The organism is Kribbella speibonae (assembly GCF_004331375.1).
Taxonomy (GTDB): Bacteria; Actinomycetota; Actinomycetes; order Propionibacteriales; family Kribbellaceae; genus Kribbella; species Kribbella sindirgiensis.
In genome coordinates this window covers 306,646-326,746 of record NZ_SJKC01000009.1, presented here as the reverse complement: position 1 = coordinate 326,746, position 20,101 = coordinate 306,646, and the positions used below count along the sequence as shown (strand labels likewise).

Here is a 20,101-nt window from a genome sequence, read left to right as displayed (position 1 = left end):
CTGGTGGACGTGAGTTGTTTGCGCCGGTGTGTTGTTACGGTCGGGCGGTGCTTGTACGTCGTCGCGCGGTTCTCCTCGCTGTCGTCTCTGCGCCGTTGCTTGTGGCGTGTACCGAGACCGCTGACAAGGCCGCGCCGAAGCTCAAGCTGGAGAAGGTTTGGCAGGAGCGGGTGGTGACGTATGCGGCGGCTATGAAGGGGCGGGTCCGGTTGGTGGGGGACACCGTCGTGGTGGTTGATGGCACGGGGACGGAGAGCGGGCGGGTCAGTTGCTTCAACGCGGCGGATGGTGCGGTGAAGTGGGTCATCGACGGTAAGAAACCGATGACGGCGCCTGGGACGGGCGACGTTCGGGTTTGTGTTGTCGGGCCGGGGTTCTTGGGGAACTCGCCGACGTTGGTGCAGCGGCCGACGGTCGAGGTCGCAGGGGATGTGCTACCGATTTCAGTTGCGACTGCGACGACCAGCGGGGTCGTCGGTGTCGACGTGCGGACGGGGGAGCCGGTCTGGGGGTTTCGGGCCGTGACGATTCCGGCCAAGGAGCGCACGATGGTCACGGCGGTGGCTGAGTCCGTCGTACTTGTGACCGTCAGCACGCCGTTCGGACCAGGTTGGCCGGCCAATGGACAGACGCCGACCACGATCGCGCTCGACGCCAAGACCGGTACCGAGCTGTGGCGTGACGTGGACGTCGTCGGGGTCTCAGGTGATGGGAACTCGGTCGTCGTCGCGACGCGGATGTCAGTGTTCTGGCACCTGGAGGTCCGGGATGCGCGGACCGGAAAGGCTCGCTGGACCGGCACGCACCGGTCGGTCGGACCATGGGAGCACAGGGCAACGGCCGCGGACCACACCGTGCTGCAACACGCGGATCATACGGACGTCGACGTGATCCGGTTGTCCGATGGCAAGCCACTCGAGTTCGATACCGGCACCGTGCCGATGGTGGTGGCGAGCGACCCGCCGTTGCTCGTCTGGGACAACGGGGTGGCCTGGTGGGCGAAGGGCCCGAACGGGTTCGTCACCCAGGCCCTGCCGAAGGGCGAGCCGACGAAGGGAAAGCAGCGGCCCAAGGGGCTGGAGTTCAGGCCGGCGTACGGTGCGGGGCCGTACATCTGGGGCCTGTACGGCGGTACCCAGGAAAGCAACAAGAACGACAACCTGATCGGGACGCTGGCGGTGGACCGTACCGGCGCGCCGTGCTCGCCGAACCTGCAAGGTGTCGCGCTCGCCGACGTCTCTGAGAAGTGGTTGGTGGTCGGTCGAGCCGGGTACGTCGAGGTTCACCGAATCGCTTGAGCAGAAGGACCACGACAGATGCAGACAGTAAGGGCCGTGCTCGTCGGCGCCGGGCACCGTGGCGTGCTCTACTCGCGCTACGCGCAGGTCGCGCCCGACGAGTTGGCGATCACCGCGATCGTCGAGCCTGATCCGACACGGCGCGAGCGGTGGGGTACGGAGTTCGGGATCCCGCCGGCGGCCCGGTACTCGTCGCTGAGCGACCTCCCGGACGCGGGCGTGGTCGCCGACGTGGCGATCGACGCCACGATGGACCAGGATCATGTGCCCACGGCGATCCACCTGCTGGCCGGCGGGTACGACGTACTTCTCGAGAAGCCGATCGCGCAGAGTGCGCCGGAGCTGATGGCCCTGGCGGAGGCACAGCGGACGTCGGGACGGATCCTGATGATCTGTCATGTGCTGCGGTACGCGCCGTTCTACAGCGAGGCCAAGCGCCGGATCGTCGCCGGCGAGATCGGTGAGCCGCTGAGTATCGAGATGGCCGAGCACGTCAGCTACGACCACATGTCGATGGCGTTCGTGCGTGGTCGCTGGGGGAACTCCGAGCAGTCGGGTTCTTCGATGCTGCTGGCGAAGTGCTGCCACGACCTGGATCTGATGACCTGGCTGTGCAACGCCGCGGCCCCGGCCCGGGTCGCCAGCTCGGGATCGCGTGGCATGTTCGTTCCTGAGCGGGCGCCGCAGGGGGCGGGGACGCGGTGCCTGTCGGACTGTTCGATCGAGGCGACGTGCTCGTACTCGGCGCAGCGGTTGTACGTCGAGCTGAACAAGTGGCCGGAGTACATCTGGGAGCAGGCCGAACACCTGAGCCCTGAACTCGACCTGGACCAGAAGCTCGAGTCGTTGCGCACCGACAACCGCTACGGCCGGTGCGTGTGGCACGCCGACAACGACGTACTCGATCGGCAGACCGTGAGCGTGGAGTTCGCCGACGGTGTCATCGGGTCGTTCGCGCTGGCGACCAACACGCCCGCGTCCAGCCGCACGCTGCACGTCGTCGGGACGACCGGTGAGATCACTGGGGCGCTGGAGGACGGCACACTTCGGGTACGTCGGATCCGCACCGACCGAGCCGCGTCGTACGACGAGGAGATCGTCACCACGTCCGTGACCGACGACATGCATGGCGGTGGTGATCACAGGCTCGTGGCGGACTTCGTCCGGGTCGTCCGTGGCGAGCCGGCGAGTGTGTCGAGCACACAGCTCGCCGACTCGATCAACGGTCATCTACTGGTCTTCGCCGCCGAGCGCGCGCGGCAGCACCGCCGCTGGGTCGAGCTCACCGAGCTGCAGCCGACCGTTGCCAGTTGAACCGACACGGAGGACCTGTGCCGCGTACCCGCCCCAACATCGTCCTGATCATGGTCGACGACATGGGCTACTCAGACCTTGGCTGCTACGGCGGTGAGATCGACACCCCTCATCTGGACGCGTTGGCTGCCGCCGGTGTCCGGATGTCGCAGTTCTACAACACCGCGCGCTGCTCTCCTGCGCGCGCGTCGTTGCTGACCGGGCTCCATCCGCATCAGACCGGCATCGGCGTACTGGTCGAGAACGACGGCCCGCTGGGCTATCCGGGCACGATCAACAACCGGTGCGCCACGATGGCGGAGGTGCTGGGCGCGGCCGGGTACACGACGGCCATCCGCGGCAAGTGGCACCTCACCGGGAGCCTGCACGCGCCGGACGGCCACTGGCCGACGCAGCGCGGGTTCGACTCGTTCTGGGGGATCATCAACGGCGCGGCCAGCTACTACGATCCGGCGACGCTGACGTGCGACACCGAGCCGGCCGGAGAGTTGCCCGAGGACTTCTATCTGACAGACGAGCTCGGACGGCGCGCTGCTGAGTTCGTCACCGAGCACTCCGAGGCCAGCAGCGACCCCTTCTTCCTCTACCTCCCGTTCAACGCGCCGCACTGGCCGTTGCACGCACCGCCGGAGGCGATCGCGCGCACTCGCGGGCGGTACCGCGAGGGCTGGGATGTGCTGCGGGAGCGGCGCTACCAGCGACAGATCGAGTCCGGGCTGATCGACGGCAGCTGGCCGCTTAGCGAGCGAGACGCCGACGTAGTGCCCTGGGCTGAGACCGCTGACACCGACTGGCAGGAGCAGCGGATGGAGGTGTACGCCGCACAGGTCGAGCTGATGGATGCCGCGGTCGGCACCCTGGTGGAGGCACTGACCCGGACCGGTCAGCTGGACGACACCGTGATCATGTTCCTGTCCGACAACGGCGGCTGTGCTGAGGAGCTCCCGACCGGCTGGGTGGATGAGCTGTCGCATCGCCCTCTCCACACACCGACCCGCACGCGGGACGGGCGTCGGGTACGGCGCGGCAACGACACCACTGTCACACCTGGTGGTCCCGAGACGTTCGCGTCGTACGGCAAGCCGTGGGCGAACCTGTCCAACACCCCGTTCCGCGAGTACAAGCACTGGGTGCACGAGGGCGGTATCGCGACTCCGATGATCGTGCACTGGCCCGGTGGCGGGCTGCACCGCGGTACCGATCACGATCCGCATCAGCTTCCCGACGTACTGGCGACCGTCCTGGAGATCACCGGGGCCGACTATCCCCGCGACGTGCTGCCGCTGGAGGGGCGGAGCATGCTGGATTCATGGCGCGGTACGCCGACACCGGAGCATCCGCTGTACTTCGAACACGAGGGGAACGCCGCCATCCGGATCGGACCGTGGAAGCTGGTCCGCAAGTACCCGGGGGACTGGGAACTGTACGACCTGGCATCGGACCGCACCGAGCTGACGGACCTGAGCGCGGAGCATCCGGATCGGGTGCGGGACATGTCGGCGCAGTGGCAGGAGTGGGCCGACCGCTGCGACGTGCTACCCCGCGAACAGGTGCTCAGGGCCACCGGCGAAGGGTTCGGCCACGTGAGCGACGTACAGCTGTCCAGTTGGCGCTCTTAGTTGCTCTCAGCAAAGGAGTCTCGGCGCGCGGTTCCGCGGTTCAGGGCCAGGTGTCCGCCGAGGAAGCCTGCGCCTGCTATCACCAGGTTTCCCGCGAGGGCGAGCTTGGCTCCTTTGCGGTGCTTGCCGCGCAGTCGGGCGACGAGTGAGCCGGCGAAGAGGATGATCGCCGTGTCGGCGCCGAGTCCGTGGACCGCGCCGATCCGGCGTTCGTAACCTGACAGATCCGACCAGTCGGCGGCGCCCGCGATGGCGGTCGGCACAGACGCCAGTACTCCCAACCCGGCGAGCAGGGCCGCGCCGCGCCGCGATTCGGACCCACCGGCGAGGTCGAGAAGGGTCGTGCCGAGCCAGCACCCGGTGGTCACGTCGGTGAGCGACGGGTGGATCGAATGACCGAGTACGTCGGTGTGCATCGGACTGCGCCGTACCCAGTCGATCAAGGGCGCATAAGTCAGCTCCTGAGCACGGGCCAGGCGCTCAGCGAGTGAGCTTTCACCGACAGCGCGAACAGCGCGCTGCGGCAACGGTTTTGATGCCACCCGTCTGACGATACGCGTACGCCAGTCACCGCCGGAAGCACTTCAAGGGCTGAAAGGATGCCGTCATGGAACAAGTGCTGAGTCGGCAGGATGCTTCGGAGGCGGTCGAGGGTGCTGGGTGGCGGTTCGTGCTGGGTGCCTTGCTGACGTCGGTCCCGGTCGGCTCGTTGGCGCGGGCGATCGGCTTGGCTGCGGATGCTGTCGCGGTGTGCGGCGGCGACGCAGACCGGCACCTCCGGGTCGATGCGCGCCCCGAGCGGGTCGTCTTCACCCTCCAGTCGTTGGAGCACGCGGCGGTCACCACCCTGGACGTCGAACTCGCGCTTCGCATCTCCGCCGCCGCGGACAAGTCCGGGCTGTCGACGGAGCCCGAAATCGGAACGGGGGCGCCGCGATCCGTCCAGACTCTGGAGATCGCGATCGACGCCCTGGACATCGGCGGGATCCGGGGGTTCTGGAGGGCGGTGCTGGGCTACACCGGCGAGGCGGGTGCCGAGGGGCCGGAGGACCCGCTCATCGACCCGGTCGGACAGGGGCCGGCCGTCTGGTTCCAGCAGATGGACCAAGCGCGCCCGCAGCGCAACCGCATCCACTTCGACATCTCCGTTCCGCACGACGAGGCGCCGCGGCGCCTGGAGGCAGCACTGGCGGCCGGCGGCCGACTTGTGTCCGCGACGCGCGCCCCCGCTTTCTGGGTGCTGGCCGACCAGGAGGGCAACGAAGCCTGCATCACCACCTGGCAGGGCCGGGACGGCTGACCCGGGATTCCGCTTTGATGGGGGGTGGCGCGGCATGCTGACGGGTAACTACCTTCTGTAGCGAAACGTGGGCGGTGGGTACGGAACCGCCCGGGAGGTCGTTGCGTCGGAGTGGTTCGGTGTGAGTTCAGCGCAGGTGGAGGTGGTGCGGCGGTGTTGTTCCGGGTCCTGGGGCCGGTGGAGATCGATGGCACCGATGCGGTCAGCTATATCCGTGCCGACAAACCCCGCGCGCTGCTCGCGCTGCTGCTGGTGAAGGCGAACACCTGGGTCGCCGTCGGCGAGATCATCGATACGGTCTGGGCCGGCAAGACCCCTCCGGTGTCGGCAGAGCGCAACATCGGCACGTACATCTGGCAGCTCCGCAGGGCTCTCCCACCGCTCGGTGCGGACGGCCAGCGGATCGAGAGCCGCTCCAAGGCGTACCGGATCCGGGTGGATGCCGGTGAGCTGGACTCCGACCGGTTGCAGGCGCTGCTGGCGGCAGGTGATGAGGCCCTGGCCGCACGCGACGCGGCGCGGGCGCTGAAGCACCTGGAGTCGGCACAGTCGCTCTGGAGAGGTGCGCCGTACGAGGGGCTCGTCACGGACGGGCACCAGCCGGAGGTGGTGCGGCTGGCCGAGCTGCACTGGTCGGTCCGGGAGCGGCTGGCGGACGCGTTGATCGGTACGTCGCGATTCGCCGATGCGATCGCGCTGTGCAAGAGCCTGACCGCCGAGGACCCGCTGCGGGAGACGAACTGGGTGCGGCTGCTTGTCGCGTACCGGGACGCGGGGCGGCGTGCTGACGCGCTCGCGACGTACCAGAAGGCCCGCAGTGCGCTCGTGGACGAGCTGGGTACCGAGCCGGGGCCGGAGCTCCGTGCGCTGCAGCAGCAACTGCTGGCCGACGTACCGGAGGAGCAGCCTCAGGCGGCCAAGCCTGAGGGGCCCGGACCTGATGCGTACGTGCGGACCGTGCTGGACGCTGCCGCCGCGCTGAACGGACAGCATGCGGCCGCGGCCCACCACTGGTTCACCACGCGGCACGTCGAGTTCACCACTGCCATCAGCCAACTGCTGGCGGCGGACGAGGTGTCCAACGCGTGGCTGCTGACCACTGCGGTACACCAGTTCATCGAGAGCGGCGGTGACGTGCCGGGCTGGGCCCCGCTGGTTGCTGAGGTCGCTGCTGCGACCAGTGCCGCCAAGGACTGGTACGGCGAGCTCATCACCCGCAACGTCCTTGGGATCGCGCATACGCGGTCCGGTCGGGTCCACGACGCACGTGGTGAGTTCACTGCCGCGCTGGCGATCGCCTCGGTGCACGGCGACGGGGACGCTGAGGGCACGGTGCTGGTCAACCTGGCGTTGGCTGAGGCGAGCGCGGGCGCGCGTCAGCAGGCTGCGGAGTACCTGCGCCGCGCGCTGCGGCTGCTGCCGGATTCGCAGACCGCGGGCGAGGCCCGTGCGGCTCTCGCCGAGCTGGGCGAACCAGAGGACCCGGCACGGTCACCCGTCGCCTCATGAGCTAGTGACGCACTGACGTCCTCTTCCGGACGACTCGTGGCCGGATGTATCGCCGCTGTACCGCAGCTGGACAAATGAGAGGCACCTTCTAACCCATGACCCGCCTTGCTCGTGCGATCCGTCGGCCAGTTGCGTGGTGGACGGTCGCGGCCTTGATCCTCGGGACGTTCGTCGGCCTGTCCGCGCTGGGTCGCGGTGCCCCGGCGGTCGCCTTCCAGCAGGCCGGCCACTGGGTGTACAACGCGACCGTCGGCGCGGTCTTCCGGGTCGACGGCGGCGGCAAGAGCGTCGACGCCGAGGTCCGTGGCGTCCAGACCGAGGCCGGCAGCCAGGTCGTCCAGGGCAGCACCAACGGGTACGTCGTCCGGGCCGACGGCGTGATCGTGTTCGGCAAGTCCGACCTGACCGTGAAGAGCACGGTCCGGATCGGGATCCCGGAGGAACCGATCGGTATCGAGGCGCAGGGCGGGCCGTACCTGGTCTACCGCCAGCACGGTCAGATCGTTCGGCTCGGTGACCAGCAGCAGACGGTCACCGTGGGCAGTGTGGTGTCCAGTGCAATCGCGACCGCCGACGGTGCGCTGTGGGTGCGCAACGCCGAGCAGTTCTGTCAGCTGGCGCCGGGCTCGACGACGCTGGCCTGTCAGCTGCCGTCCCAGGCCGGTGACGCCGGTGCGCTGCTGAGCGTGGGCGGCAAGCCCGCGTTCGCGAACCTGTCCAAGCGGACCCTGACCCCGCTGACCGGTGAAACGGCCGGCCGGGCAGTGCCGATGGACGTCACCGGCTCGCTGCCGACCACCTCCGTCGTAGCCCAGTCGGACGTCAACGGACGCATCCCGATCCTCGCCGGCCAGCGGCTGCTGCTCGTCGACGCTGCCGGCGCCAAGCGCGCCGAGAGCATCAACCTGCCGCCGGGGCGGTACGACGCCGTCGCTGCGACCGGCGCCGCTGTCGCCGTACTGGACACCGACAAGCGGGTCGTGCGGACGTTCGCTCCCGACGGCAAGCCGCTGCACACGCATGAGCTCAGCAAGAAGAAGGGCGACCACAAGGGCGGTCCGCGGGTGACCGCCGGGCAGGACGGCCGGATCTACATCGACGACGAGACCGGTGAGGTCGTGACGGTGGTCGACGGTGACGGGACCGTGAGCGAGGTGGACGTCGACGGCGGCAACAAGCCGGTGTCTCCGTCGGCCACCCAGAAGCCGACCCCGAGCCCGAGTACCCCGACTCCCAGCAGTACGCCGACCTCTACCCCGCCGTCGACGCCGCCGTCCCACAAGCCGATCCTGCCCCCGATCCACGTGACCGTCGGCCCGGAGAAGCCGCGCAGTACCGAGAAGGTCGAGCCCAGGGCGACGGAGCGCAAGCCCGGGAAGACCGAGACGACCAGGCCGACCACACCGCCGCCGACGAGCAAGCCGACGTCAAAGCCGACCAGCAAGCCGACGTCGAAGCCGACCTCACCGCCGCCGGCCGCGCCTGGAGCACCCGGATCGGTCTCGGCCAAGGCAGGGGACGGCAAGGCGACTGTCAGCTGGGCTGCGGCGCGAGCGAACGGCGCTGCGATCACCGGCTACAAAGTGAGCTTCCGGACCGCTCCAGGGACCTTCGTGGTCGGTCTGCCCGCGAACGGGTCGGTGACCGTTGCCGGTGGCACCCGCAGCCACAGCTTCGGCCAGTTGCTGAACGGCGGCGGCTACATCTTCACGGTGTCCGCGACCAACCGCGTCGGCACCGGACCGGCCGTGGACACGAAGGTGACGTCGATCAGCGGGACCGCTGAGCCGCCGAGTGCACCGACCAAGGTCAGCGCAGCTACCAAGGCCGACGGCTCGGTCACCGTGTCCTGGACCTCGCCGAGCTCCTCCGACTACACCATGTCCGGGTACACGGTGCTCGGCTCGGACGGGTCGAAGACGAAGGCACAGGTGTACCAGACCTCGATCTCGCTGAAGCCGGCGCTGGGCAAGGGCGTGAGCTACCGGGTGACGGCTACGAACAGTGCGGGCACCTCACCGCGCTCCGCGGCGACGCGCACCGTCTATCCGTACTCTCCGGCCGCAGCGCCGAAGGTGACCGCCACTCCGGGCAGGGGCTCGGTGTCTCTCACCTGGACCGCGCCGAACCTCAACGGCGGTCAACTGGTGCACTACGTCGTCTCTGCCACTGGTCAGCAGGACCGGACCGTGACAACGACCAGCACTCGCTACACCGGTCTGACCGCTCTGCAGCTGACCTTCACGGTCAAGGCGATCACGCGGGAGCGCAACAACAGCAGCAGTCCGACCGCTACCGGTGCAGCCGGATCCACCACGGCTGCTCCGGCATCCGCGGCTCCGGCCCTGCCCCCGGCTGGTGTGCCGGCCGCACGAGTACGACGTACCTCGCGTCGACGGAAGGATGCGTAGTGGTGATGCGGGAGGCGGGGCACGGGATGGAGCCGCAGCAGGCGTACGAGTTGATTTCCGCGAACGTCCAGCGAGTGATCCGCGGTAAGCCGCAGGTGGTGCGGCTGGCGATCGCGACGCTGTTCGCCGGCGGGCACCTGCTGATCGAGGACCTGCCCGGGCTGGGCAAGACCAGCCTGGCTCGGAGCCTGGCGCGCAGCATCGGCGGCCGCTGGAGCCGTATCCAGTTCACCCCGGACCTGCTGCCCGGCGACATCACCGGTGTCGTTGTGTACGACCAGGGTCAGGGCAAGTTCGTGTTCCACCCCGGTGGCGTCTTCGCGAACGTCGTACTCGCCGACGAGGTCAACCGTGGTACGCCGAAGACGCAGTCCGCACTGCTCGAGGTGATGGCCGAGCGACAGGTCACTGTCGACGCCGACACCCGCCGGGTGCCGGACCCGTTCATGGTGCTCGCCACGCAGAACCCGATCGAGATGGAAGGTACGTACCAGCTGCCGGAGGCGCAGCTGGACCGCTTCCTGCTGCGGATCGAGATCGGGTACCCGGACCTGGACGCAGAGGTCGAGGTGGTCGCGCTGGACGGCGCGGGACCGACACCGGACGACCTGGAGCCGGTGATCGACCCGGACACGCTGCGCGGGGTCATCGCCGCGGTCCGGTCGGTGTACGTCGACGAGGCGGTGATGAAGTACGCCGTACGTCTCGCCGCGGCGACCCGGCTGCACAGTGCGGTCCGGTACGGCGCCAGCCCGCGGGGCAGCATCGCCCTGATCCGCGCGGCCCGTGCGATCGCGGCGACCGACGGGCGGTCGTTCGTGACGCCGGACGATGTGAAGAGCATCGCGCATCCGGTACTGGCACACCGCCTGGTGCTGACCGCGGACGCCGCGCTGGCTCGTCGTACGGCGGAGAGCGTTGTGGACGACGTACTCGAAGACACTCCGGCGCCTGGCAACCCGGTACGGCGCGATCTCAAGCGGGCTCTTGGCATCGTGTCATGAGGACCAGGCTCACGCCACGAGCCTGGGGAGTGTTGGTCGGCTCGATCGCCTTGCTCGTAGCGGGTCAGCTGCTCGGCTACCCGATGCTGCAAGTGCTGGCCGGGGCTGGTCTTGCTGCGGTGCTCGTCAGCGTGCTGACCGTCGTACGTCGTCCGAAGGTGACAGTGGAGCGTGTGCTGTACCCGGACCGCGTCGAGTGCGGTCAGCCTGCGTTGGCGCGGCTGATGGTGCGCAACGAGTCCACGCGGCGACAGCCGGCCTTCGTTGCCGCGGACACCGCTGGTGCGCACCAGTCCGAGGTTGCGGTCACGGCACTGGCGCCGAACGGCGTCGCGACGTACCACTACGAGCTGCCGACCGCTCGCCGCGGGACACTGCCCGTCGGGCCGTTGCTGCTGCGTCGCTCCGACCCGTTCGGCCTTGTGTCGTGTCAGGTATCGATCGGTAGCACAGCAACGCTTCTCGTCCACCCGAAGCGGTACGCCGCTCGTACGGCGACTGGCATCCGGCAACGGCACCACTTCGAAGGGCCGGTCTCTGCTGGTCCGCTGCGTGGCTCGATCGACCTGCGCCGGCTGCGCGAGTACGTGCCCGGTGACGAGGTCCGCCACGTGCACTGGAAGGCGTCCGCGCGAGCAGGTCGGCTGATGGTCCGCGAGTACGTCGACCCGGATCAGCCGCGTCTGCAGGTGTTGCTGGACACGCGTACGAGTGCGCTGACGGCGGACCAGTTCGATACTGCGGTTTCTGTCGCGGCGTCGATCCTGGCTGTTGCAGCACAGTCCGGTCAGCGGTTGCGGCTCACCACACCGTGCGGCACCGACCACGACGTACAGTCCGTCAGCGATCTGCTCGACGAGCTCGCCAGGGTCGAGCAGGCGACGACCAACAGCAATCTGCTCGAGTCGTTGCCAGTTGCCCGTGACGGTGGTGCACTGGTCGTGCTGACCGGGGACACCGCGGGGCTGGCCGACGTACCGAACCTCAGGTCGAGCTACCGCCCGGTGGTGTGCATCGACCTGACCCATGACGAGCCGGCGCTGCACACCGGTGCCGGGGTCCACGTCATCCACGCTGACGCGGCTCAGAAGGCAGTCGACGCCTGGAACGCAGTACCGGCATGACAATACGGCTACCGATCCTTGGAGTGCTTGCTGCTGGTGTAGTGGCGGGGCTGTTGTTCTCACCGGTGTTCGGTACGTCGGCTGTGCTTTGGCCGATGCTGGCGGTCGCTGTAGTTGCCTACCTGGTTGAGGAAGTGATCCTGCGCCGCCCACAGGTCGCTCGCTGGCGGGTGCCGCTGACGCTGGTCGGTGGAGTCGTCGCGCTGCTGGCTGTCATACCGGGCGCCGCGCGTCGGCCGGCGTCTCTGTGGGAAGCGGTGACGTCGGGTTGGCGCCGTACGCTCGAGTCGACTTGGCCGGCCACTCCGTCTCCGGACCTGGTCGCGTTCGTGCCGGTGCTCGTTCTGCTCGCCTGCCTGGTGGGTGCGCGCGTGCTGCAGCGGTCCCGGCTGGTGGCGTTGCTGCCTGCCGTGGTGGTGGCTTGTCTGTCCCAGGCGTACGTCACAGTGACCGGGCTGGACGCAGTACTCGTCGGACTGGCGCTCGCTGGCTGTTTCGCGTTGGTGCTACTGCAGTGGCCGGGTGAGCGCGCCGCGTGGGTCCGTCTGGTCGCAGCACTCGCTGCTATGGCGGTTGGTGCCAGCACACTCGGACTGGCGCTGCCGACGTCCACTGCGGTCCACCTGGCGAAGCCGAGCCCGCCTGACTCGCCCACTGTGCTCAGCAACCCGCTGACGGAGATCGCGGCGCGGCTGCACTCGCCGGACACCGTGGTGTTCACCGCACGGGCTGACGGTCCAGTCGACCGCTGGCCTGTGATTGCCCTGGACAACTTCGACGGAGTCACCTGGACGGCCGCACCGAAGTTCCAGCGCCTCGGACGTGAACTGCCACTCGACTCCCGCGTGACGGTGCCGGTACGGCGGCAGTCGGCGGATGTCGCGCTGGCGGACTGGTCGCTGCCGTGGCTGCCCAGCCAGACGCGGACGCTGTCGGTGGTGGATGACCAGCCGCTGCTGGTCGACCCGGCGTCCGGTGCGTTGCTGGCCGAGCAGAAGCAGCCGTCGCAGTACCGGGTCACCTGGGCCGAGCCGGCCGTCGACTCGGATCAGCTCGCTTCGTCCGGCGTCGACGCGGATCCTGGTAGCACCGCGGACCTCGGTGAGGTGCCGGTGGGCATCGACGAGTTGGCACGCAACATCGCCGGTGACGTGCGGCCGTCGTTCCAGCTGGCTCTGGTTCTCGAGAACTACCTGCGGACGAACTACAAGCTGGCCACCGGCGAGAACCTCCCGACAGGCCACGGGTACGCGCAGCTCAACCACTTCCTGCTGCGCAGCAAGCGCGGTACGTCGGAGCAGTTCGCCGCGGCGTACGTTGTGATGGCACGGCTGCTCGGGTTGCCGGCGCGGCTCGTCGTCGGGTTCAAACAGCCGGACACACCGAGCCCGGACGGGACCTACGTGATCCGCAACCGCGACGTACTCGCGTGGCCCGAGGTTGCGGTGACAGGTGTGGGCTGGGTGCCTCTCGACCCGACCGGAACCGCTACGTCCAAGGCGGGTGGTGGGCTGGCCGGTGCGGCGGAGAAGGTGCGCAAGCAACTGCCGTCCAAGAAGGAGATCGAGCGCGAGCACCAGTCCGAGCCGACGCTGCCGTTCCCGGAGGAACCGCAGAAGCCGCATCACGGACCTGACTGGTTCACGGTGGTCCTGGTCGTCGCCGCTCTCCTGGGGCTCGGGCTGTTGTGGGTCATTGGTGTGCCGCTGGCCAAGGCGGTACGTCGTCGGCGGCGCATGCGGCACGGGACGCTCGGGGCGTGGGCTGAGGCGCGTGATCTGCTGCGGGACCACGGCATGCGGGTGACGCCGGCGGCCACGGCGCGGGACCTGGCGCGGGACTCGGACGGGGCGGTGTCGCAGGCGATGACGTTGCTGGCCGCGTGCCTGGACCGGGCGTTGTGGTCGGGGCAGGACTCGGATCCGGACCGGGAGTTCGCGTGGTCCGCCGTACGCAAGGCTCAGCGTGGGTTGGCCGAGGGGCGGTTGTCGGAGCGGATCCGTACGACGTTCAGCGTGCGCAGCCTGATCGGGTGATCAGCGCTCGCACTGGGCGTCGCGGACCGGGCGCGGGTCGGTCTCCATCTTGTTGATGCCGTCGGTGGCTTGGACGGCGAAGCAGTACTGGATGCCGGGGACGACAGCGGCGCGGTATTTGGTGTGCTTGTAGACGAGTCGGACGACTGCGGGTTGGCCTACCTGGGCGATGACCACCGCGTAGTTGACGTCGGACGGGCCTGACCAGGTGAGGTCTACGTAGGTGTTGTGGTCTGCTGGTGGGTTCAGTTTGACTGCTAGCGCTGGGGTGGAGGGTGTGGTGGGGGTTGGGGCGCTGAGTGGGGGTGTGTCGGTTTGGCCTTTGCGGTTGACCAGAGCGAAGGTCGCGATGACGGCGGCTGCCACAACAACAGTCGCTGCCACAAGCAACCAATTCCTCCGCTTGCCACCAGATGCACCAGACGACGGCGGGCTGGCGGGGGGCTGGCCAGCGGGTGGCTGGGCGGAGGGTGGTTGGGCGGGAGGGGGCGGTGTGGGCGGGGCGGGGCGCGGGGGAGCGGCGGTCGGTGGTGGTGTGGTGGGTGGTGCGGCGGGGGGTTGGGGAGTTGGTGTGGGGGTGGGCCAGGTGCGGAGGGTGGTTCGGGACATTACTGCTGGGCGTGGGAGGGGTGGGGTGGCGGCGGGTGACTGTTTGGGGGTGGCGGTTACGGGGCGGATGGGAGGGATCGGTGGGGTTGTCGGGGTTGCCAACGCTGCGAGGGCGGCGGCGACGACCTCTGCGGACACGGGCCGCTTGGCGGGGTCCTTCTCCAGCAGTCGCGCGATGACGTCCGCGAACGCGTCCGGTAGTACCTCGAGACGGGCCGGCGGCTCGTTCAGCACGCGCAGGATGTGTTCGCCGGCCGTCTCACCCATCCGCGCGGCCAACGGCGGCTTCCCGCTGATCGCAGCGTGCAGCACAGCGCCCAACGCATACAAATCGGACGCCGCAGTCAGCGTCCCGTCCCGCAACGTCTCCGGCGCCACGTACAACTGACTCGGCGAGTTCAACGCCGCATGCCCAGTGTGCTGCCCCAAACCGAGCGTGAGCGCAGACAGCCGCGGCTGCCCGTCAGCCAGCAAAACCACCGCACCAGGCGTGAGACCACCGTGAACCAGCCCAGCCCCGTGCAACGCAGCCAAACCTTGCGCAAGCTGACGCCCGAGCACAGCCAGGTCAGCAGGCGAGCGCAGCTGACTCCGTATCTGTTCCGCCAGAGTCCCAGCGTCACCAACGCTGATCAGGTACGGAAAGCCATCAGCGACACCAGACTCCAGCACCGACGCGACATGCGGATGGGCGACGCCCTGCAATGCCTTCGCCTGCTTGCTGAACGCCGCCGCGGTACTCGCATCGACGCGGACCGGGTAAACCAGCGCACTGGCCGCAGTCCCTTGCCGAAGGCACCGGTACACCCTCGGGATCCCAGACCGGGCCAGGACCACGTTGGAACACCCCGGAAGCTCCGGAACGGAGTCAGGTCCCGCCTTGTCGGTCACGAGTCTATCTTCCCGTCTGAACAGGTCGTTCGCCGCCACCCCGGCGCCTGCGGCCACACACTGGCCACATGCTGCAAGCCGCCCCGCAGCGCGCCCGGAGCGTGTCAGCGTCAGGAACATGACTCTGTTGATGTTCCCGATCGGCCAGTGTCTCGGAACGCACTTCACCGACACTGCGGAGAGTCAGGTGCACCAGGTGCGGCTCGGCAGCGAGATCGTTGAGCTGACCGTCGAAGAGTTCGCGGTCTGGGCGCTGGCGCACAGCCTGACTGATGACTCCGGCCCGTGGGAGCGCAGTCGCATCGTCGACCTCCTGGCCGATAGCGAGATCACGAACGGCGCCGTACTGATCGACCGCCTGCTGACAAGGAGCCTGCTGGCCGAGGTCGACCTGGACAACCCGGCCGACTTCGCCACACGACACAGGCTCCTTCCACTGCACCTGGGCCTCGGGAACACGGCGGAGACCCCCACGATGTTCAGGTCGGGCACTCTCGAGCTGGCACTCGCCGGGATGACCCGAACGCTCTACGACCTCTGGCTGTCGGGACACCTGTCTCCCAATCTGCTGATCGCGTGCAAGGAACATGACGCCGAGCTGCCCGCCGTACTGACCGCACTGCACTCACTGCTCGCTCCGACCGCAGCGTGCCTCGACCTCGCCGTACAGGAGTTCTGATGACCACTGTCTTTCCGGTCGGCCAAGGCGCCGGACTCGAGTCGGAGCACCACGTCATCCGCGTCGGCCGTACGGCGGAGCGCCTGAGCGAATCCGAGTACGACGTGTGGTCGCTGGCGCACCACTGGACGACGGTGCCCGAACTGGTGGCCGAGTGCACCGCAGCCGATATCGAGGACGCGGAGCAGCACGTCAATGCCCTTGTGAGTCGCGGTGTGTTGGTGCTGGTCGACGACGAGTTCGCTCACCAGTACCGGCTGCTGCCGATGTTCGCGGGCTTGGGTAATAGTCCCGACGACCTGGAGCGGTTCGCGATCGGCGTACCGGGGCTGGAGCCGCTGGCCACCGTCAACAGCACCACGTACGAGCTGTGGCAGTGGGGCTGGGTTGCGCCGTCGCTGTGGGCGCACTGCGAAGTACTGGCGACAATCGGCGAGCCGGGCACACCAGGTACCCAGCTCGCCGGAGTACTCGACGGGGTGGCCGAGCTGTTGTCCGATTTCGTTGCTGTCCTCGAACCGGTCTCATGACACCGCTGCGGCCACGTCAGCGAGCTGCAGTGTCCGCAGGTCGCTGATGGCGGGCATGCCGTCCAGCCGGCGCAGCCGCTGCGACTGTGCCTTCCGGGCCCGGTCGAACAGGCGGCGCGCGTCACGCGCGTTGCCGAAGTTCGCCGCCTGTGAGACCGCGGCGAAGTGCTGCTGCAGGATCGGTGCGGCCCTGGCGTCCAGGTCGTACTCGTTCGCGGCGACCATCCGCTGCACGATGAGGGTGAGCTCGTCGGGGGAGTAGTTCTCGAAGTCGATGGTCTTCGTGAACCGCGACGCGAGACCGGGGTTGGCGTCCAGGAACTGCTGCATCTCGTGGCTGTACCCCGCGACGATCACCGCTGCCTCGTCGCGGTGGTCCTCCATCAGCTTGACCAGGGCGTCGATCGCCTCCTGGCCGAAGCTGTCGCTCTCGGCGCCGGCCCTGGACAGCGCATACGCCTCGTCGATGAACAGCACGCCACCTGTCGCGTCCTGGAACACCACTGAGGTCTTCTCCGCGGTGTGACCCTGGTACTGGCCGACCAGATCGCGTCGTGCGACCTCGCTGAACTGTCCCTTCGGCAGTACGCCGAGTGCCGCGAGCAGCTTGCCGTAGATGCGGGCGACCGTGGTCTTACCGGTCCCGGGACCGCCGGCGAACACCAGGTGGTGGCTCAGACTGCCGACCGGTAGCCCTGCCTTCCTTCGCCACTCGTTGACCTGGATCTCGTCGATGAGACTGCGGACCTCGTCCTTCACCCCTGCGAGCCCGACCATGGCGTCCAGCTCGGCCAGCAGCGACTCCACGTCCGCGGCAGCTGGCTCGTTGGTGGTCGCGCGTGGCTCCACCTGTACTGCGGCTGTCACCGAAACGAGCTCTGGCTCGGCGAGGTCGAGTGCTGGTTCGGCTGTGTTCTCCCAGCGGCACGACACGACCTCGCCGTGGCAGCGGCGTCCGAACACCACAGCCGGCCCGGCGGTGTCGCGGATCAGTGTGTGGCTCAGCATCGCGCTGGAGTCGTACGCAATCAGCACGCCCGCTTCCGACGTACCTGACACCTCACAGCTCTCGATGGTCGGTCGGCCGTACTGGTACGCGTAGATGCCCCGGCGTCCGCAGTCGGTGAACTGGCAGTCGCGCAGTACGACGGTCGCGCCCAGGCGGATGATGACGCCGTCAGCGGACACACCGGACACCTTGGTGTGCTCGACCTGCGCAGTGCAGTCCTCGAGCACCAGACCGTGCTCGCCGCCGTCGACCTTGCAGTGCGACACCGACACCTCGGCCGGCCCAGTGACGAGTACAACCGGTCCGAAGCGGCCTGAGAGCGCGCAACGTTCTGCACGTAGCGCACCGCCGTGGAGCTCGACTGCGGGAGCGTCGCCGGCCCGGATGGTCAGGTCGCGGAGTACGAGCCGTCCGCCCGCTGTCCGTAGTACCGGCGCTTGGGCCGAGGTTGCGTCGATGACGACGTCGCCTGTGTCGGCGGTCAGGGTCACCGACCGGTCCGCGAGGTCGATGACCTCTCGGTAGACGCCCGGAGCGATCGAGATGACCGCGTTGTCGGGTGCGTCGAGTACGGCGGCTCCGATGGTCGGGTAGGCCCCAGGACGATCCGGTGCCACCAGCAGGGTGCGGGTCATCGCGTCCCCGCCCAGCCACGCTCGGCCGCCTTCAGCCCGGCCTGGAACCTGCTCTGGGCACCGAGGCGGGCCATCATCTCGGACACCATGCGGCGGACGGTCCGGACCGATACACCCAGCTGCGCGGCCGCGGACGCGTCAGTGCCGCCGTCGCCGAGCAGGGAGAGCACTTCACGTTCGCGGACGGTCAGCCCGGACGCGTCGCCCAGTCCGGTCGGCTGACGCAGCGGTGTGGCCGAGTGCCAGATCCGCTCGTACAACTCGGTCACCGCGCCGACAGCGGACGCCAGCCGGAGGATGCTGACGGCGCCGCGACCTGTCCGGTCAGCGGGCAGGGCCACGGTCGCCGAGTCGACGATCATCGCGCAGAGCGGTACGGCGGTCGCCGTACGGACCTGTGCGCCGTTGCGGGTCAGTTGCTGCAGCCGACGGGCCAGCATCGGGTCGGTCCGGGCGGCGTCCGGGACCAGGATGCGGTAGCGGACGGGAGGAGCCAGTACGCCGGTGCCGAGCTCGCGGAGGCCCGCGATCGGGTCGGCGAGCGCTGCGGTGGCCGGCGTACTCACCAGCACCTCGCCGGCCGCTGATTTGAGCAGACCCTCGATGGTGCGCTGTGCCGCGGCGGGGCTGCCGGCCCAGTCCAGGGCGCTGTTGCCGTCGCCGAGCGGTACCGGGTGGCGGCGGGCGAACTCGCCGGCGATCTCGGCCGCGGCGACCCGGCTGCGTTCCAGGTCGCGGGTGACGCGGGCCAGGTCGGCCTCGCGTTCGGCGAGCAGCGCGGTGAGGCTGAGGCGCGGGTTGAGCGGGCGGACCACGTCACCCGACGTACCCCTGGCCAGCAGGCCGAGGGCGGTCAGGTGCTGGATCACCTCGTGGGTCGCGGCCTCGTCCAGCCCGAGCCGCTCGCCGAGTTCGGCCGGCGTCCAGGACGGCCGTTCGAGGACGACCAGGTAGGTCTGCTCGGCGGTCGCGTCGACGCCCAGATGGGCCAGCCGCCGTCCGGTGGTGCGGACCGGCGGGGCGGATTTCACAGCGCGCGGGTAGCGGGCCGTACGGACGTACGAAGCGCCTTCGATGGGCTCGGAGTGGTACACGGGACACCTCGCTCGATTCGGTCGAGTCGGTGCGACTCGGTGAACACCAGAACCATCGCGGGCCCCCGTCCAGCGCGAATCTCGCCGCTGTCCACGCCTGATACACCGCCCGATACACCCGATACAGCGGCTGTCCAGCGAGCGATGTATCGCCTGGTCAGGCCGCTGTATCAGGGCAGGGCGGCAGTGAAAGCAGAGCGGTGCCGGCCGGTCTGAGGTACGGCGGCCGACGCCACGGGAGCGTCGGCGGGAGCGAGGACCAGCGCATGGTCCAGGTCGCTGGAGGTGCTGACAGCCACCGCACCGGCCTGCTGGAGAGCGAGATGCGCGGGTACGGCGTACATCCGGAAGCGCCGGGGTCCGACGGCCAGGGCGTCCCACTCCTCGGTGAGCTGGTCAGGGGTCAGCGCTGCGAGTACCTCGGTCAGCTCCTCCGGCCCGAGCGGTACCGCCCGGAACGTGCGCCGGCGGAGCCGCCGGGTCAGCCGGCGGACCGTGTTGGTGAGCAGCAGCTCCAGCTCGGTGTCCTGCGGCCGGTCGGCGGACCGGAGCGCGGTCAGGGCGATCCACGCCCGGCCGGGCCGGCGGACGAGCTTCAGCCGTAGTCCGGTGTGCTCCTCCAGCAGCTCGGCCGGGGTCACCTCCGGCGGTACGTCGGTCTCCAGCAGCACCGTGATGCCGTCGGACCGGACGATGGCGCCCGCACCGTCCTCGAGCTCGCCGCGTGCCCCGCCCATCGCGACGAAGCGGGTACCGCGGATCACGTACGCCACTGCCAAGTGGAGCCACTGGTACGACCACAGCCCGCGCCGCCAGCTCGCGGTCAGTGCTACAGCGACCAGCCCGACCAACCCGGCACTCACTGCCGCCACCAACCCCCGGCCAACAGAGGCGGTGACCAAGCCACCTACCAGCTGCCAGCACACCACCTGTCCCATCCGCACCCGAGGCACTCGCCGCGCCTCGACCGGCGGCGGTGCAGCAACGCTGACAGGAGCAGCCGGAGCAGGCATCACAACTGGCGCGTGAGTGCGAACAG

General features: G+C 68.9%; 16 protein-coding genes and 1 pseudogene. 11 read left to right on the top strand and 6 right to left on the bottom strand.

The window, feature by feature from the left end; genetic code table 11:
* Window positions 1–47: 47 nt before the first annotated feature.
* From E0H92_RS42425 to E0H92_RS42415, 3 genes are read left to right on the top strand one after another with little or no spacing between them, the layout of a single operon-like run.
* On the top strand, window positions 48–1,298 hold the full coding sequence (locus tag E0H92_RS42425) for an outer membrane protein assembly factor BamB family protein (RefSeq protein WP_165550276.1): 1,251 nt from the start codon (window positions 48–50) through the stop codon (window positions 1,296–1,298).
* A gap of 18 nt (window positions 1,299–1,316) precedes the next feature.
* Window positions 1,317–2,612: a Gfo/Idh/MocA family oxidoreductase gene (locus E0H92_RS42420; RefSeq protein WP_131500273.1), complete on the top strand. Its 1,296-nt coding sequence runs from the start codon at window positions 1,317–1,319 to the stop codon at window positions 2,610–2,612.
* Window positions 2,613–2,629: 17 nt separating this feature from the next.
* The gene (locus tag E0H92_RS42415; protein ID WP_131460762.1) at window positions 2,630–4,231 is read left to right on the top strand and encodes an arylsulfatase; all 1,602 of its coding nucleotides are present in this window, start codon (window positions 2,630–2,632) and stop codon (window positions 4,229–4,231) included.
* On the opposite strand, the gene E0H92_RS42410 is transcribed toward E0H92_RS42415, so the two are convergent.
* Window positions 4,228–4,773, bottom strand: coding sequence for a DUF2231 domain-containing protein (locus E0H92_RS42410; protein ID WP_131500272.1), 546 nt, complete (start codon window positions 4,771–4,773; stop codon window positions 4,228–4,230). The two genes, E0H92_RS42415 and E0H92_RS42410, sit on opposite strands and share 4 nt — an antisense overlap.
* Before the next feature lie 65 nt (window positions 4,774–4,838).
* Here E0H92_RS42410 and E0H92_RS42405 point away from each other — a divergent pair, with 65 nt between their 5' ends.
* The 6 genes from E0H92_RS42405 (at window position 4,839) to E0H92_RS42380 (ending at window position 13,615) form a co-directional block, all read left to right on the top strand.
* A complete protein-coding gene (locus tag E0H92_RS42405; RefSeq protein ID WP_131500271.1) occupies window positions 4,839–5,531 on the top strand; it encodes a VOC family protein in 693 nt (230 codons plus the stop codon).
* 153 nt (window positions 5,532–5,684) lie between these two features.
* Window positions 5,685–7,040 (top strand): AfsR/SARP family transcriptional regulator, encoded by a 1,356-nt coding sequence (locus E0H92_RS42400; protein ID WP_165550275.1) that lies wholly within the window; start codon window positions 5,685–5,687, stop codon window positions 7,038–7,040.
* 95 nt (window positions 7,041–7,135) lie between these two features.
* Window positions 7,136–9,451 (top strand): fibronectin type III domain-containing protein, encoded by a 2,316-nt coding sequence (locus E0H92_RS42395; RefSeq protein ID WP_131500269.1) that lies wholly within the window; start codon window positions 7,136–7,138, stop codon window positions 9,449–9,451.
* A 5-nt stretch (window positions 9,452–9,456) separates the two neighbouring features.
* On the top strand, window positions 9,457–10,455 hold the full coding sequence (locus E0H92_RS42390) for an AAA family ATPase (RefSeq protein ID WP_238173837.1): 999 nt from the start codon (window positions 9,457–9,459) through the stop codon (window positions 10,453–10,455).
* On the top strand, window positions 10,452–11,579 hold the full coding sequence (locus tag E0H92_RS42385; protein ID WP_131500268.1) for a DUF58 domain-containing protein: 1,128 nt from the start codon (window positions 10,452–10,454) through the stop codon (window positions 11,577–11,579). The genes E0H92_RS42390 and E0H92_RS42385 overlap by 4 nt, the downstream gene beginning before the upstream one ends.
* Window positions 11,576–13,615: a transglutaminase TgpA family protein gene (locus E0H92_RS42380; protein WP_131500267.1), complete on the top strand. Its 2,040-nt coding sequence runs from the start codon at window positions 11,576–11,578 to the stop codon at window positions 13,613–13,615. The genes E0H92_RS42385 and E0H92_RS42380 overlap by 4 nt, the downstream gene beginning before the upstream one ends.
* Here the strand turns inward: E0H92_RS42380 and E0H92_RS45415 are convergent, their stop codons facing one another.
* Both E0H92_RS45415 and E0H92_RS45855 read right to left on the bottom strand, forming a co-directional pair.
* A complete protein-coding gene (locus E0H92_RS45415) occupies window positions 13,616–13,999 on the bottom strand; it encodes a hypothetical protein (RefSeq protein WP_238173829.1) in 384 nt (127 codons plus the stop codon).
* A 357-nt stretch (window positions 14,000–14,356) separates the two neighbouring features.
* A pseudogene (locus E0H92_RS45855) lies at window positions 14,357–15,235 on the bottom strand (protein kinase domain-containing protein); the annotation flags it as partial.
* On the opposite strand from E0H92_RS45855, the gene E0H92_RS42370 reads away from it, so the two are divergent.
* Together E0H92_RS42370 and E0H92_RS42365 are read left to right on the top strand one after the other, a co-directional pair.
* Window positions 15,234–15,794, top strand: a complete 561-nt coding sequence (locus tag E0H92_RS42370) for a hypothetical protein (protein ID WP_131500265.1) — start codon at window positions 15,234–15,236, stop codon at window positions 15,792–15,794. The pseudogene E0H92_RS45855 and the gene E0H92_RS42370 sit on opposite strands and share 2 nt — an antisense overlap.
* Window positions 15,794–16,324, top strand: a complete 531-nt coding sequence (locus E0H92_RS42365; RefSeq protein ID WP_131500264.1) for a hypothetical protein — start codon at window positions 15,794–15,796, stop codon at window positions 16,322–16,324. Before E0H92_RS42370 ends, E0H92_RS42365 begins: the two co-directional genes overlap by 1 nt.
* Here the strand turns inward: E0H92_RS42365 and E0H92_RS42360 are convergent.
* The 3 genes from E0H92_RS42360 to E0H92_RS42350 form a co-directional block, all read right to left on the bottom strand.
* Entirely contained in the window at window positions 16,319–17,968 is a 1,650-nt protein-coding gene (locus tag E0H92_RS42360; RefSeq protein ID WP_131500263.1) for an AAA family ATPase, read from the bottom strand. The genes E0H92_RS42365 and E0H92_RS42360 overlap by 6 nt on opposite strands.
* Window positions 17,965–19,062: a helix-turn-helix transcriptional regulator gene (locus E0H92_RS42355; RefSeq protein WP_131460751.1), complete on the bottom strand. Its 1,098-nt coding sequence runs from the start codon at window positions 19,060–19,062 to the stop codon at window positions 17,965–17,967. Before E0H92_RS42355 ends, E0H92_RS42360 begins: the two co-directional genes overlap by 4 nt.
* Window positions 19,063–19,232: 170 nt before the next feature.
* Window positions 19,233–19,925: a type VII secretion protein EccE gene (locus E0H92_RS42350; protein WP_165550273.1), complete on the bottom strand. Its 693-nt coding sequence runs from the start codon at window positions 19,923–19,925 to the stop codon at window positions 19,233–19,235.
* Window positions 19,926–20,101: the final 176 nt, after the last annotated feature.